The sequence below is a fragment of the Nocardia cyriacigeorgica genome (assembly GCF_010868145.1).
Lineage (GTDB): Bacteria > Actinomycetota > Actinomycetes > Mycobacteriales > Mycobacteriaceae > Nocardia > Nocardia cyriacigeorgica_D.
The window spans coordinates 244,601-259,301 of record NZ_JAAGUY010000003.1; the positions used below are offsets into that span (position 1 = coordinate 244,601).

At 67.4% G+C, this 14,701-nt stretch carries 14 protein-coding genes; 5 read left to right on the plus strand and 9 right to left on the minus strand.

Translation table 11 applies throughout. The features are described 5' to 3' along the window. Window positions 1-48: 48 nt before the first annotated feature. On the plus strand, window positions 49-741 hold the full coding sequence (locus tag GV792_RS07560; protein ID WP_163823022.1) for a DUF5134 domain-containing protein: 693 nt from the start codon (window positions 49-51) through the stop codon (window positions 739-741). Between the two features lie 4 nt (window positions 742-745). Here the strand turns inward: GV792_RS07560 and GV792_RS07565 are convergent, their stop codons facing one another. The 3 genes from GV792_RS07565 to GV792_RS07575 all read right to left on the minus strand — a co-directional run bounded on the left by GV792_RS07565 (window position 746) and on the right by GV792_RS07575 (window position 2,707). Further along, a complete protein-coding gene (locus GV792_RS07565) occupies window positions 746-1,420 on the minus strand; it encodes a PhzF family phenazine biosynthesis protein (RefSeq protein ID WP_163823024.1) in 675 nt (224 codons plus the stop codon). A gap of 140 nt (window positions 1,421-1,560) precedes the next feature. Beyond that, a complete protein-coding gene (locus tag GV792_RS07570) occupies window positions 1,561-2,100 on the minus strand; it encodes a carboxymuconolactone decarboxylase family protein (RefSeq protein WP_163823027.1) in 540 nt (179 codons plus the stop codon). Window positions 2,101-2,119: 19 nt separating this feature from the next. After that, window positions 2,120-2,707 carry a peroxiredoxin gene (locus GV792_RS07575; RefSeq protein ID WP_163823029.1) on the minus strand — a complete coding sequence of 196 codons (588 nt, stop codon included), beginning with the start codon at window positions 2,705-2,707 and terminating at the stop codon, window positions 2,120-2,122. 132 nt (window positions 2,708-2,839) lie between these two features. Between GV792_RS07575 and GV792_RS07580 the strand changes: the two genes are divergently transcribed. Next, entirely contained in the window at window positions 2,840-3,748 is a 909-nt protein-coding gene (locus GV792_RS07580; protein WP_163823031.1) for a hydrogen peroxide-inducible genes activator, read from the plus strand. 46 nt (window positions 3,749-3,794) lie between these two features. Further along, window positions 3,795-4,214, plus strand: a complete 420-nt coding sequence (locus GV792_RS07585) for an SDR family oxidoreductase (RefSeq protein ID WP_256673778.1) — start codon at window positions 3,795-3,797, stop codon at window positions 4,212-4,214. 12 nt (window positions 4,215-4,226) lie between these two features. Here the strand turns inward: GV792_RS07585 and speD are convergent, their stop codons facing one another. From speD to GV792_RS07605, 4 genes are all read right to left on the minus strand, one after another. After that, window positions 4,227-5,435, minus strand: coding sequence for an adenosylmethionine decarboxylase (gene speD / locus GV792_RS07590; RefSeq protein WP_163823251.1), 1,209 nt, complete (start codon window positions 5,433-5,435; stop codon window positions 4,227-4,229). Window positions 5,436-5,443: 8 nt separating this feature from the next. After that, window positions 5,444-6,556, minus strand: a complete 1,113-nt coding sequence (locus tag GV792_RS07595) for a type III PLP-dependent enzyme (protein ID WP_163823033.1) — start codon at window positions 6,554-6,556, stop codon at window positions 5,444-5,446. A gap of 99 nt (window positions 6,557-6,655) precedes the next feature. Then, window positions 6,656-9,154, minus strand: coding sequence for a DEAD/DEAH box helicase (locus GV792_RS07600; protein ID WP_163823035.1), 2,499 nt, complete (start codon window positions 9,152-9,154; stop codon window positions 6,656-6,658). Between the two features lie 42 nt (window positions 9,155-9,196). Next, window positions 9,197-10,156 (minus strand): proteasome assembly chaperone family protein, encoded by a 960-nt coding sequence (locus tag GV792_RS07605; RefSeq protein ID WP_163823037.1) that lies wholly within the window; start codon window positions 10,154-10,156, stop codon window positions 9,197-9,199. Window positions 10,157-10,480: 324 nt separating this feature from the next. On the opposite strand from GV792_RS07605, the gene GV792_RS07610 reads away from it, so the two are divergent. After that, on the plus strand, window positions 10,481-11,143 hold the full coding sequence (locus GV792_RS07610) for a sensor domain-containing protein (RefSeq protein ID WP_256670458.1): 663 nt from the start codon (window positions 10,481-10,483) through the stop codon (window positions 11,141-11,143). Between the two features lie 303 nt (window positions 11,144-11,446). Continuing rightward, the gene (locus GV792_RS07615) at window positions 11,447-12,895 is read left to right on the plus strand and encodes a DUF4192 domain-containing protein (protein ID WP_163823041.1); all 1,449 of its coding nucleotides are present in this window, start codon (window positions 11,447-11,449) and stop codon (window positions 12,893-12,895) included. Window positions 12,896-12,924: 29 nt separating this feature from the next. Here the strand turns inward: GV792_RS07615 and galE are convergent, their stop codons facing one another. Then, the gene (gene galE, locus GV792_RS07620) at window positions 12,925-13,905 is read right to left on the minus strand and encodes a UDP-glucose 4-epimerase GalE (RefSeq protein WP_163823043.1); all 981 of its coding nucleotides are present in this window, start codon (window positions 13,903-13,905) and stop codon (window positions 12,925-12,927) included. Window positions 13,906-13,908: 3 nt separating this feature from the next. Then, the gene (locus GV792_RS07625) at window positions 13,909-14,595 is read right to left on the minus strand and encodes a metal-dependent transcriptional regulator (protein ID WP_163823045.1); all 687 of its coding nucleotides are present in this window, start codon (window positions 14,593-14,595) and stop codon (window positions 13,909-13,911) included. Window positions 14,596-14,701 lie beyond the last annotated feature (106 nt).

Below are 14,701 nucleotides of genomic sequence, written 5' to 3' on the forward strand. Positions count from 1 at the left end.
GACGATGGATGGCGGTGTCCACGTCGCCGTGGCGAGAGGTGGTGGGGTGTGGCGGAATTCGTGCTCGAGTACGCGACGGTGCGGTGGATGGCGGTGGCCGCGTTCGTAGTCGCCGGGGCGGTCGTGGCCGCGCGAGTGATGGCAACGGTCCCGGTGCACGTCGCCCCCGCCGGGTCCGCGGGCGCCGTCGATCAGGGCTGCGCTGTCGGCCGGGTGGTGCACGTCGAGGTCGATAGCCGGGCGGCTCCACTCGGGCTGCGCGTGGGCGCAGACGATCGGGAATCCGATGCCGCGCATCTGATCATGTGCGCGGTGATGCTCGCGATGCTGGTGTTTCCGGCGCACGCGCATGCGCACGCGATGCGTGGGGTGCTGATCGCGATGGCGGTGGCGTTCGGGACGCTGCTCATGGTTCGGGCGGCGGAGTGGCACGCCGGTGGCCGGGTGCTACCGGTGGCGCGGATGAGCGCTCTCGGATACCACCTGCTGGCGGCAACGGTGATGCTGTACGCGATGTCCGGTCACACGATGAGCGGGCATTCGGGCGGGCCGGGGACTGCTCCCGCGATCGGCCTGGCAGTGCTGTTCCTGGCCGACGCCGCGATGATGTTCGTCTGCGCGATCACCGGCAGGCACCACCGCTGGCTCGTCCATGCTGGATCGCGGCCCGCCGCGCTGGTTCCGCACGTCGTGATGGATCTGGGCATGGTGTACATGCTTGTGGCCGCGGCAGCCGGATGAACGCCTACAGATCCACGATCGAATCGGCGACCACACGTCCACCGAGCCGGACCCAGCCGTCGGAATCCCATTCGGTGAAGATCTGCGACCCCTGGCCCTGGGTGATGATCAGGCCTCGGCGTAGCAAAGCCGTCAGCGCGACAGCGGCCGCGCCGGTGGCCTCGTCCTCCGCGATTCCCATGGCGGGCGCGAACATCCGTGAACGCAGCGCGCCGCGGTGCTCATCGGTCCAGGACCATAGATAGTGCGAGCCCTCGGGGAAATCGTCGGGGTTGACCATGGTGAGCTCGTCGGGCTGCCCGAGCTGATGGAAGGTGAAGTCGGGGGCCCAGGTACCGCGAGCCCTCACCCACACCAGTCCGTCGGCCAGCTCCACCGGCACCGGCCCTGCCGGAACGTCGAGGGTGTGAGTCGGCAAACCCCGCTCGGCCAGCCACCATCCGGTGCCGACCGACGGATGTCCGGCGAATGGCAACTCCACCTTGGGGGTGTAGATCCGTACGCGAGCGATCTCATCGACAGGTTCGGCGACGAACACCGTCTCGCTGTAGCCGAGACGGGATGCGACGGCCTGCCGCTGCGACTCCTCGATGTCCGTGGCCCGCACGACACCCAACTGGTTGCCGAATCGTCCCGCCGGATCGGTGAATACTCGCAACACTTCAGCCTGTGTGCCCATGTCAGCTGAGCGTACTAGGCGAGAGGGCCGCCGTAGCGGCGTCCATGTCACACATCACAGCAAATAGTTGGCAAACATTACTGGGTGACGATGGCCCCGACCGTGCGGGTCGAGGCCATCGGATCGGCAGAGAGTGCAGGTCAGACCGTCGCGGTCGCCAATGCCTCGGTGGACTGCACGGCCTGGCCGACACCGGCCACGATCGCGGCAGCACGCAGCGCCTCGAAGATCACCTCACGCGAGACGCCCTCTTCACGCAGGGTGTGCTCATGCGCCTCCAGGCAGTGCTGGCAGCCGTTGATCGAGGACACCGCGAACGACCACAGCTCGAAGTCGGCCTTGTCGACGCCGGGGGTGCCGATGATCTGCATGCGCAGACCGGCCCGGAGGTCGTCGTACTTGCCGTCCAGGAACGCCTTGCCGCGGTAGAACACATTGTTCATACCCATGATGGACGCGGCGCCAAGGGCGGCGTTGTAGGCCTCCGCGGACAGGGTGTCGGCGGCTTCCTCGGCGATCTCGCGCAGCGTGGTCGCCGAGCGGGTCGCGGCCGCGGTGGCCAGCAGGGTGCCCCAGAGCTGCTGCTCGTTCAGCACCGTGGTGCGCGCGAGCGAGGACAGGTTGAGCTTGAGGTCCTTGGCGTACTCGGGTAGCGAGTTCTTCAGGTTATCGATGCTCATGGCTTATCTACCTCGAACCTCAGACGCTCGCGGCCAGCAGCTCGCCGGCGTTGATGGTCGGGTCGCCCTTCTTCCAGTTGCAGGCGCACAGCTCGTCGGACTGCAGTGCGTCAAGAACGCGCAGCACCTCGTCGACGTTGCGGCCGACGGATCCGGCGGTCACCGAGACGAACTGGATCTCGTTGTTCGGGTCGATGATGAAGGTGGCGCGGTCGGCGACACCGTCGGCGTTGAGAACGCCGGTGGCAGCGGCCAGTTCACGCTTGAGGTCCGACAGCATCGGGAACGGGAGGGTCTTGAGTTCCTCGTGCTGGGCCCGCCACTGGAAGTGCACGAACTCGTTGTCGACCGAGGCGCCGAGCACCTGGGCATCACGGTCGGCGAACTCGTCGTTCAACTTGCCGAACGCGGCGATCTCGGTCGGGCACACGAAGGTGAAGTCCTTCGGCCAGAAGAACACGATCCGCCACTTGCCCGCGTGGTCGTCGCTGGTGATCTGGGTGAAGTAGTCGTCTGGCTGCTGAGCGTCGACCTTCGACAGGTCACCGCCGATCACCGCGGTGAGGTTGTACGCCGGGAACTGGTCGCCGATGGTCAGCAGGGCCATGCTCATCTCCTCGTCATGTCGGTGGCCGGCGTGGTCGGAATGACCAGCCGGCGGGTGCAATAAAGCTCAACTGTGATCTTGCCCAAGAACCGGTAAAAGGTAAAGGTGATAGGTCGCACTACACTGATAGGCGTGACTGATCAGACTTATCAGCCAACCCTGTCGCAGCTGCGTGCGTTCGTAGCGATCGCGGAGTACCGGCATTTCGGCACGGCCGCGGCCCGGCTCAATGTGAGCCAGCCCACGTTATCGCAGGCGCTGGCCGCGCTCGAACACGGCCTCGGATTGCAGCTGATCGAGCGCAGCACCCGCCGGGTGTTGGTGACCGCGGCGGGAATGCGGTTGCTGCCGCAGGCCATGGCGACGCTGGAGGCGGCCGACCGGTTCCTGGCCTCGGCGACCGGCGACGGCCTCGGCGGCGCACTGCGGATGGGCATCATCCCGACCGCCGCCCCTTATATTCTGCCGTCGCTGCTGCCCGCGCTGCGCCGGAAGCTGCCCGCGCTGGTGCCGCAGGTGGTCGAGGATCAGACCGCACGGCTGCTCGAGGGATTGCGTACCGGAGTCCTCGACGTCGCTGTGCTCGCGTTACCGACCGAGGCGTCGGGGCTGATCGAGATTCCGCTGTACACCGAGGAGTTCGTGCTGGTCCTGCCGCGCGAACACGAGCTGGCCGGGCGCACCGATATCGAACCCGCCGCGCTGGACGCGCTGCCCATGCTGTTGCTGGACGAGGGGCACTGCCTGCGTGATCAGACCCTGGAGCTGTGCCGCTCGGCCGACGCGCACCCCGCCGCGGTCGGCGACACACGCGCGGCGTCGCTGGCGACCGTGGTGCAGTGCGTGGCAGGCGGGCTCGGCATCACGCTGATCCCGGAGATGGCGGTGGCGGCCGAGACCGGCCGCGGCACCTTGGACACCGCGCGCTTCGCGACCCCGGCCCCCGGCCGCACCCTAGGCTTGGTGTTCCGAGCATCGACCGCCCGTGCCGACGACTACGCCTACCTCGCCGAGATCATCCGTACCCAACGGCCCGCCTGAACCGTCTCGGCCCAGCCGGGGTGAAATACCGGCGCCCAGACCTGTATTGGCTCGAGGCGACTGGTCGTCTCAGCCGAAGGTAGGAGCCAATGGTCCGTCGACTGCTGGCGCAGGTGGTGGCGGTGCGATCGTCGATCTCGGCACGGTTCTGGTCGATCACGCCATGGCCGGACTGCCCGCGACGGCGCCGTTGGTGAGCAAGGGCGGGATTCACGCGCTGACAGTGAGTCTCGCGGCCGAACTCGGTGCACACGACATTCGCGTCAATGCCGTTGCGCCGGGCTTCATCCGGACGCCGCTGTTCGGTGACGGCGACGAGAGGGCCGCGGCCGGGCTCGCGCTGCTCGACCGTGTCGGTGAGGTCGCCGACACGACGGCCGCGGTATTGCACCTGATCGACGCCACCTTCACCACCGGCCATATCCTTCCCGTCGACAGTGGATTCGTGGCGGGAAGGGTGGTCTGACCGCCGAAGGCCTCAGTCCCTTGTACGCAGTGCGTAGGGTTCGATCGCGCCGCGCACCAGGGCGCGGGCGTCGATGGTGGTGGGCCGGTAGGGCAGGGTGGTGAGCCGGTCGGTCATACCGGGCACCGGATCGTCGATCCGATCGACCAGGCCGAACAGGAACGACCATTCGTGCTCGTCGCTGCCGTAATGCACGACGGTGCCGAAGTGTTCGTGGAAACGCCGCCAGGAACGCTCGAGAGTCGCGTTGCGCCACATCGTCGCGCAGCCCGCCTGCGCACTCAGCACACCGCCGGGAGCCAGCAGTGTGCGACATCGCTGGAGGAATTCGGCCTCGTAGAGCCGGTTGTGCTGGGCGTCTTCGACGCGTTCGTCGGGCAGGTCGATCACGATCACGTCATAGCGGACACCCTCGGCGGAGGCGCCGGCCAGGAAGTCCCAGCCGTCGGCGTAATGCACCCGGACCGGCCCCGAACCCTCCACGGCAGCGGCCAATTCGCTGGTCGTGTAGCCGTAGGGGAGATGCTCGGCGCACAACTGCACCGCGACGCGATCGATGTCGACGTGGTCGACCCTGGTGGCGCCTGCGGCCACCGACATCTGACTGGCCACGCCCTCACCGGAGCCGATGATGAGCACATTGTCGAGCTTCTCGGCCAGCACGAAGGCGGGCACCATCATTGCCTCGTGGTAGGTGACCTGGGAGAACTCGGTGGACTGCCGGTCATTGTCGGAGAACAGGCTGACGCCCTGTGCGGTCCGCGCGATGAGCAGGTGCTGGAAATCGGTCTTGGTGTCCACCAGTACGTCCGACAGGTCCCAGATCCGGGTCAGGCCGGTTCCGAGGGGTTCCTCGACCCGCTGACCGGCCCGGCCCCTGCGCACGGTGGTCATACGAACTTGCTTGGGCGACAGGGCGTCGCGCAGCAGATCCACCGTCTTCTCCGCGCCTGCGCCGATGCTGCCGCAGGTGAAGACGTCGACGAAGATGTCACCGGATTCGGGGTAGGTGTGGATCGAGGCATGCGATTCCGACAGCAGCGCGAGCACAGTGACACCCTGCGGGGTGAACTGTTTGCGCACCACATCGCAAATGGTCACACCCGCGCCGACCAGCGACCGACGCAGCGCGTCATCGAGCCGTTCCAGATCGTTGCACAGCTCCGCATCGACGCCACCGAACTCGGCCAGCACATGCCAACCGGTGAATTCCGCCGTCATGGACACACTCACTCTCCCTCAGCGCCCACGACATGCACGGTCAAGGGCGGAAAACCATTGAAGGACACCGACGAATAACTCGCGGTATAGGCGCCGGTGTCGAGAATCTGGATGCGATCACCGGCTCGCAACGTGGTCGGCAGAAGGACCCGCGTGCGTTGGTACAGTACATCGTCGCCATCGCAGGTCGGACCCGCGACCACCGCCTCGTCGACGGGATCTCCGTCGCGTTCGGTGACGAAACGGTAAGCGATGTACTCGTTTTCGGTTTCGGCCATACCGTTGTAGCGGCCGATGTCGAGATAGACCCAGCGCCGCCCGTCCGGCGCGATCCGCACCCCAACCACTTCGGCGTGCACGACTCCGGCCGTGGCCACCAATGCGCGGCCCGGCTCCACGATCAGCTCGGCGGTCTCGGGCAGCAGGTCCACCGCCGCGCCGATCGCGACCGCTGCGATCTCGTCGATGCGTGGCGCCGGCTCGACATAGGACACCGGCAGGCCGCCACCGATGTTCACCGACGTCACCGCAATGTCCTTGTCGGACAAGGCCTGCACGATCCGTGCGGCCTGTTCGATGCCGATACGCCAGGCACCCGGGTCCAGCTGCTGTGAGCCGACGTGGAAGTACGGGCCCGCGACCGCCAGGCCGAGATCGCGGGCACGTGCCAGTAGCCGCAGCGCCTCGACCGGCGAGCAGCCGAACTTGGTGCCGAACGGTGTCTGCGACTGCGGTGCAGCCGACAGGAAACGGCATTCGACCTCGGCGCCGCGCGCGTGCTCGGCGATCCGCAGCAGATCATCCTCGGTGTCGAAGGCGAACCGGCGCACCCCCATCGCGTGTGCGCGAGCGATATCGGCCGCCTTCTTGATCGGATTGCCGTAGTACAGCCGTCCGGGCTCGACGCCGAGGCCGAGACACATCTCGATCTCGCCCACGCTGGCTACGTCGAACTGCGCGCCTTCGCCGTCGAGAATCCGCACGATCTCCGGAACCGGACTCGCCTTCACGGCGAACCGGATCCGCGCCCGCCGACCCGCTCGGGTCAGGGCGGCATCGAGCGCGCGGTAGTTCTCGCGCACACGCTCGGGGTCGACGAGAAGGTACGGGGATTCGGGCATCGGTGGATCTTTCGGTCGGGCAGCGGAGGAGAACAGTATCAGCGGCCGGTACCCAGAAACTAATCCGTCAAACCTCGAGTATCGGTGGTCGAATTCCGGTCATCCCGCGTTCACCGTGACCTCGTCGAACACCACCTCGCCCGCGGCATCCGACTCCGCCAGATCGACCACACCGACCAGTGCCCAGCCGTGGTCGCCGGCCGGATCGTCGAGCGTCTGGCGCACCTGCCAGAACCCCGGCCTTGTCTCGATCCGGAACAGCTGCGGGCCGCGGGCGTCTGGACCGGTGCCGATCGCGTCGTATTCGGCGAAGTAGGGCTCGAGCTCGGTCTCCCAGTCCGGGCCGATGCCGAGCTCCTCCAACGCCTGCCAGCGTCGCAGCGCCGCCAACTCGACCCGCCGGAACATGGCATTGCGCACCAGCACCCGGAAAGCGCGTTCATTGGCCGAGATCGGCCGGATGGTCTCCGACCCGAAGGCCAGTTGATCGGCGTCGGTTTCGGCACCGGGGCTGGTCAGCTGCTCCCATTCGTCGAGCAGGCTCGAATCCACCTGCCGGACCAGCTCGCCCAGCCATTCGGTGATGTCGCCGAGTTCCTCGGTGCGCGCCGATTCCGGCACGGTGCGCCGCAGTGCGCGGTAGGCGTCGGCCAGGTAGCGCAGCACCACACCCTCGGAACGGGCGAGCTCATAGTGCGAGATCAGTTCGGCGAAGGTCATCGAACGCTCGATCATGTCGCGCACCACCGATTTCGGTGACGGTGCGAACTCCGACACCCACGGGTGGCCTGCGCGGTAGGTCTCGAAGGCGGGTTCGATCAATTCGGCCAGTGGTTTGGGCCAGGTGACCTCTTCGAGCAACTCCATGCGCTCGTCGTAGTCGATACCGTCGGCCTTCATCTCGGCGACGGCCTCTCCCCTCGCCTTGTGCTGCTGCGCCATCAGCAGCTGGCGAGGGTCCTCCAGAGTGGACTCGATGAGTGAGACCACCTCCAGTGTGTAACCGGGGGATTCGGCGTCGAGCAGCTCGAACGCGGCAAGGGCGAACGGTGACAGCGGCTGATCGAGAGCGAAATCCCGCTGCAGATCCACAGTGAGGCGAGCCCGGCGGCCCTGCGTGTCCGGTTCGGAAAGCTGTTGCACCACACCGGCATCACGCAACGCTCGATACAGGCGGATGGCGCGCAGTATGTGTTTTCGCTGGGCCGGGCGCGGTTCGTGATTGTCTTCGAGCAGATGCCGCATGGCGTCGAAGCAGTTGCCGGGTCGAGCGATCACATTGAGCAGCATCGAGTTGGTGACCGCGAACCGGGACACCATCGGCTCCGGCGGTGCGGCCACCAACCGGTCGAAGGTCTCCTCGCTCCAGGACACGAATCCCTCTGGGGGCTTGCGCCGCTGCACCTTGCGCAGCTTCTTCGGATCGTCACCGGCCTTGGCCAGCATCCGGGTGTTCTCCACCTCGTGATCGGGAGCCTGCACCACTACGGTGCCCATGGTGTCGTATCCGGCGCGACCGGCGCGACCGGCGATCTGATGGAATTCGCGGGCCTTGAGCCGGCGGGTACGCACACCGTCGTACTTGGTCAGACCGGTGAGCAGCACCGTGCGGATCGGGACATTGATCCCGACCCCGAGCGTGTCGGTACCGCACACCACCTTCAGCAACCCGTCCTGGGCCAGTTTCTCCACCAGCCTGCGGTATTTGGGCAGCATTCCGGCATGGTGCACGCCGACGCCGTGCCGGATCAGGCGCGAGAGAGTCTTGCCGAATCCGGCAGAGAACCGGAAACCACCGAGGGCCTCGGCGATGGCGTCCTTCTCCGCTCGGCTGGCGAAGTTGACGCTGGTCAACGCCTGAGCGCGCTCGAGCGCGGCGGCCTGGGTGAAATGAACGACGTAGACCGGTGCCTGATGGGTGGTCACCAGTTCTTCGAGCGTCTCGGTGATGGGAGTGCGCGCATACGAGAAGGTCAACGGCACCGGACGTTCGGTGCCTGCGACGACCGCGGTGGCGCGGCCGGTGCGCTTGTGCAGATCGGCGGCGAAGAAATCGACCTCGCCGAGGGTGGCCGACATGAGCAGGAACTGCGCCCTTGGCAGCTCCAGCAGCGGCACCTGCCAGGCCCAGCCGCGATCGGGATCGGCATAGAAATGGAACTCGTCCATCACCACCTGGCCGATATCGGCGTCCGCGCCTTCACGTAACGCCAGATTGGCCAGGATCTCCGCGGTGGCGCAGATGATCGGCGCCTCGGGATTGACCGCGGCGTCACCGGTGACCATGCCGACGCGGTCGGCGCCGAACACCTCGCACAGCGCGAAGAACTTCTCGCTCACCAGCGCCTTGATCGGAGCGGTGTAATAGGTGCGTTGCCCACGGGTCAGGGCGAACAGATGCGCCCCGACCGCCACCAGAGATTTACCGGAGCCGGTCGGCGTCGCCAAGATGACGTTGGACTCCGAGGCCAGCTCCAGCAACGCCTCGTCCTGCGCGGGATACAGCGGCGTTCCCTGCTCGGCCGCCCACGTCCCGAACGACTCGTACAGCGCGTCGGCGTCGGTTCCCGGTATCTCGAGCAGTTCGGTCAGATCCACTCCGACAACCCTACGGGCCGCCGGCGGCCGGGCCGATCCAGGTCAGCGCGGGTCGTTGCCGTTGCCTGGGTCGAAGCCCTCGCCTTCGTAACCGCCCTGTTCGGCGAGGAACCGCTCGAACTCGGCGCCGAGTTCGTCACCGCTTGGCAGTTCACCGTCGCCGACCAGAAGGCTCGACTGACGCTCCTGTGCGGAGACGAAGGTGTCGTACTGACGTTCCAGCGCGTGCACGACCGTCTCGACCTCGGAATTGCCCGCGATGTGCTCGTTGACCTGTTCGCGGACCCGTGCGGCGGCCTCGCCGAGCGCGGCCAGCGGAATCTGCAGGCCCGCGTTGTCGCTGACGTGTTCGAGCAGCGTCTGCGCGGCCTCCGGGTACGCGGTCTGTGCCAGGTAGTGCGGCACATGCACCGAGAACCCCAGCGATTCGTGACCGTGCTGGGCCATCCGGTATTCCAGCAGCGATGAGGCACTACCGGGCACCTGCAACTCGCCCGGCCAGCGCTGGTTGTCCTCGATCAGATCGCGATCGGAGGAATGTGCGGTGATACCGAGCGGTCGGGTGTGCGGGATGGCCATGGGGATGGCGCTCAGGCCGATACTGCGGCGCACCCCGAGTTGTTCGGCGAGCAGTCGCACGGCGGTGGTGAACTTCTCCCAGCGCAGATCCGGCTCCATCCCAGACAGCAGCAGGAACGGTGTGCCCGCGGTGTCCCGTAGTGCCCACAGGTTCAGCTCGGGTTCGGCGTAGTCGGCGAAGTGATCGGACTTGAACGTCATGAGGGGCCGTCGCGACCGGTAGTCGAGCAGCTCATCCACGTCGAACGAGGCGACCAGCTCGCTTTCCAGGCTCTCGCGCAGGTGCGTGGTGGCCAGCCGTACCGCGTGACCGGCATCGGTGAAGCCCTCCAGCCCGTGCACCAGGACCGGACCCGAGCCATCGTCGGACGACAGCTGTGGAGCGGGGAACTCCAGTTCGTACATTCGCGACTCGTAGTCCATCGCGTACTCCTTCCTGCGCGGCGCACCCGGCGTGCCGACGCCGGCGCGCAAGTATCTCGCACCGTTGGCCGCGTCGCTGGGTGTACCACAGTCCATTGTCCCCCATGGGCGATGTACTCCGTCACGCACGGCCGGACATCGACCCATACGTGGGGGCAACAGCGTCGATGCCACAGACATTCCCCGGCGAAGACATCGGACCCCCGCCTCGCGGACGGTCGGCGTGGCGAGGGCGGGCGGCTGGGCGAGTTTGGCAGAGTAGGGCCTGTGGGCGTGCCGGATTCGACGCACAGGATGTCGCTCGGCCGCGCGACGGCGAGCGGCATGCTGGCGGTTGTCGCGCTGCTGACGGCAGGTTGCGGGTCGAATCTCACCGGTCACGCGGTGTCGGCCGAGCCGACGGCGGTGACCAGGCAGGTCCAGGACCGATTGGCTACCCTGCTCCCGGATCCGCAGGAGTTTCCGGACCGGTATCCCGCGGTGGTGCTGCCACCGGAAGCCGCGGGACAGGCCGCGGGCGATCTGGACGGCGTCGGCGCAGGCGCGAGTGTGTCGCCGGCCGAATGCACACCACCCGAGACCTACCCTGGTCCGGATCGGCTGGCGGTGGCCGTCGGGACCGATGATGCCGCGCGTGCGACCCTCACCGTCGAGCTGACCCGCACCGATCAGCCACTGGTGCGGTTGCGCAATCAAGTGCAGCAGTGTGAGCGGATTCGTGTGTCCCGCTCGGGTACGGCCAGTACGGTGACCACCGAGCTCGAGCAGGCGCCGCAGGTCGACGCCGATGACGCCATGGCGTTGCGGCGTACGGTCGCCCCCGATGTCGGTGGTGCGGGGCTCACCCAGTCGATGAGCAGTCTGCTCGCGCAGGTCGGGGATGTGCGGATCGCGGTGACCTACATGTCGTTCAGCGATGCGCAGCCCGATGTGGAAGCGCTGGAACAGCTGTTCCGGACGACCGTGGACAGGGTCGCGAACAGCTGAAACGCGAGAGTTGTCCACAGGGGAGAGTTATCCACAGGCTCCTCTGAAAGCCCAGGTCGCGTTCGCGCCGCCGCGCCGCTGTTGCGGCAGGCTGCATCCATGACGACTCCCGCGACCCCCTCCGAACCCACACTGCATCGGCAGGTCCGCACGGCCGAACCCGCAGTACCGACAAACGATTCCGCTGCGGTATGCGTTCGCCCCGGAAGGCCCGGCGTCTCCCGCCAATTGCGTTCCGGCACAGGTGGACCACGCGTATGCGGCCCGTGCCACCGCCATGTGCCCGGCGAAGCACCTCGAAACGTGGAGTCGGACATCACATCCGATCCCGTCGTGCTCGGTCCGGTTGTCCCGGTGCGGGACCCGCACAGTGCGCCGGATCCGATCGGGCCAGGGAGCGCCGGTGCCGGAGGGCTCGATGTCGCGCCAGGGAGGTCGGGGGTAGCGGGCCCCGGCAAGGACGAACCGTACGACATCGAGTGCGGAGACGCCGAGTCGACCGCATGCGAAGCAGCGCTCTGCGCCGGCGACGAAGGTGGTCGAGCGGGCGTCCTGTTCTGCGCGGACAGCGACGATGATGCCGAACGCCGAGGTGATCGAGACCGGCGGCGCACCAGCGCCGACGGTCCGGAGGACGTCGTTCATCCGGAGGACGGCCGGGTCGAGATGCGGTTCGGGGAGATCAGGCTCGCGGAACCGGGGGAATTCCTCGCCGGTATTCCGGCCATTCTCGGGTTCGTGCCGGTGCGATCACTGGTGGTGGCCGTGTTGCGGGCCGCACCACTGGACCCCGACAGCGCGGTGATCGACGTGGTGGCGCGATTCGACCTGGACTCGCCCGCCACCCGGACACCGGGCCCGCCGATGCCCCTCGCGTCCACGGTGGCCGGTGTATGCGAACAGGACGGAGTGGTGGGCGTACTGGCGTGCGTCATCGACGATCGCCGCACCGAACCCGAGGCAGGCGCGACCGGACGCGATCGGCTGATCACGGCGTTGGCTGCCCGATTGAGGCTGCGTGAGATCGCGCTGTGCGGTGCGTGGGCGGTGCGGGCGATCGCGCCAGGCCACGGATGGTGGAGTGTGCTCGGCGCGGATCGGCGCGGCGTGGTGCCCGATCCGGCCGCCTCACCGATCACCCTCAGTCACGTGCTCGACGGCAAGCAGGTCCTGCGGTCGCGATCAGAGCTCATCGCCCTGGTGGCGGTGGATCCGCGGATGCGGGAACTGGTCGCCGCGGAAATGGGTGCGGCGCTCGCGCGGGCACATCGGCGATTCGCCGAGGCGGCCTGCGGCGACGATCGCATCGGATACCGCAGGCGCGCAGTCGAATATGTGCTGTGGCAGATCGCGAACGTGGCGTCGGGTGTGCGGATGTCGGCACGGGAACTCGCGGAACTGGCTGCGGCACTGCGCGATCGCGATGTCCGCGACACCATGTTCGGGCTCGCGGGCACCGACCACGCCGATGCCGCCGAGCAGCTGTGGGCGATGATGACGCGTGGTCTGCCCGATACCGATCGCGGAGAAGCCGCCACCCTGCTCGGCTATTACGCCTACGCCCGCGGTGACGGCCCCTTCGCCGGGATCGCGCTCGCCGCGGCGTTGGACGCCGAACCCGATCATGCGATAGCGGTATTGCTCGATACCGCGCTGGGTTCCGGCATGCACCCGGACCAGCTGCACCGCCTGATCGCCTGCGGCCGCGAGACCGCCACCGACCTCGGCATCGACCTCGACGCGCTGCGATGATCCTCGGGCGGGTACAGGCCGGAAGGGCCCTAACTCGCGCTGTGCGCCCGGGGCCCGAGCTCGCGCAGGAAGTTCCAGGCGTCGGTGACGATCTCGTCGAGGTCGTTGTGCTCTGGCCGCCAGCCGAGCTCCGCGACGGCACGATCGCTGGAGGCGATGAGCACCGCGGGATCACCCGCACGCCGCGGCGAATCCTTGGCGGCGATAGGCAGCCCGGTGACGCGTTCGCATGCCGAGATCACCTCGCGCACCGAGAACCCGGTACCGCTACCCAGGTTGAACACCCGGTGGGTGCCAGCCTCCGCTGTGCGCAGGGCCAGCAAATGGGCGTCGGCGAGATCACGGATGTGGATGTAGTCGCGTATGGCGGTGCCATCAGGCGTCGGCCAGTCGGTGCCGAAGACGGCGATGGACTCGCGATGGCCCGCCGCGACCTGCAGCACCAGTGGAATGAGATGGGTCTCCACCACGCGGTTCTCACCGAGCCCGCCGTAGGCACCCGCGACGTTGAAGTACCGCAGGCTGGTAGCGGCCAGGCCGTGCGCGACGGCGTAGGAGGTGATGGCGTGGTCGATCGCCAGCTTGGAAGCGCCGTAGGGATTCGTCGGCCGGGTCGGCGCGTTCTCGGTGATCGGCACCTGCTCCGGTTCGCCGTATACCGCGGCCGTGGAGGAGAACACCAGCCGCGGCGTGCCGGTGGCGCGCATCGCCTCCAGCAGCCGAAGCGTTTTCACCACATTGCCGTGCCAGTACTTCTCCGGCTGCTGCACCGATTCGCCCACCAGCGACTGCGCGGCGAAATGCAGGACGCCGTCGAAGCTTTCGGAGGCCAGCAGATCCGGCGCCGCGTCCGCGATATCGCCCTCGACGAAACGTGCACCCGCAGGGACACCATCGGCGTTGCCCGTGGACAGATCGTCGACCACGACCACATCGTGACCGTCCTCGATCAGGACCTGTGCGCACACTCCACCGACATAACCGGCACCGCCGGTAACCAGAAGTTTCACCGGTCAGACCAGCTTCACCTGGACGGCGTGGGCCATTTCGTCCGACAGCTCGAAGCCGTCGTGGCCGGGCACCGTGATCACCACGGAGCCGGGCTTGGTCTCGACGGTGACCCTGGCATCGGGCACCACACCCGCTTCACGGAGCTGGTTGATGACCTCGGGATCGGTCTGGATGTGCTCGGCGAGCCTGCGGACCACGACCGCGTGCACCTGGCCGTGCGGCAGCGCCGACAGCCGACTCAGGTTCTCGTCGGCGGAGGCGATGGGCGCCACACCGAGCTCGTCCAGGCCGGGGATCGGGTTGCCGTACGGGGAGGTCGTGGGGTGATTGAGCACCTCGACGAGGCGGCGTTCGACGTCCTCGCTCATCACGTGTTCCCAGCGGCACGCTTCGGCGTGCACGTTCTGCCAGTCCAGCCCGATGATGTCGACCAGCAGCCGCTCGGCGAGCCGGTGCTTGCGCATCACCGCGACGGCCATGCTGCGGCCCTTGTCGGTCAGCTCGAGATGACGGTCACCGGCCACCAGCAACAGACCGTCGCGTTCCATCCTGGCGACCGTCTGGCTGACCGTCGGCCCGCTCTGCTCGAGGCGCTCGGCGATCCGCGCGCGCAGGGGCACCACGCCCTCCTCCTCGAGGTCGTAGATGGTACGGAGGTACATCTCCGTGGTGTCGACCAGATCCTTCACCTGTTACCCCTTCGTCGGCACGAATTCTACCCACGCGATGTCTCGTTTAGCGCACGCCACCGCAGCACGCGGCGCGCGTCGGGAACCTTGTCGGCGCACGGCATAC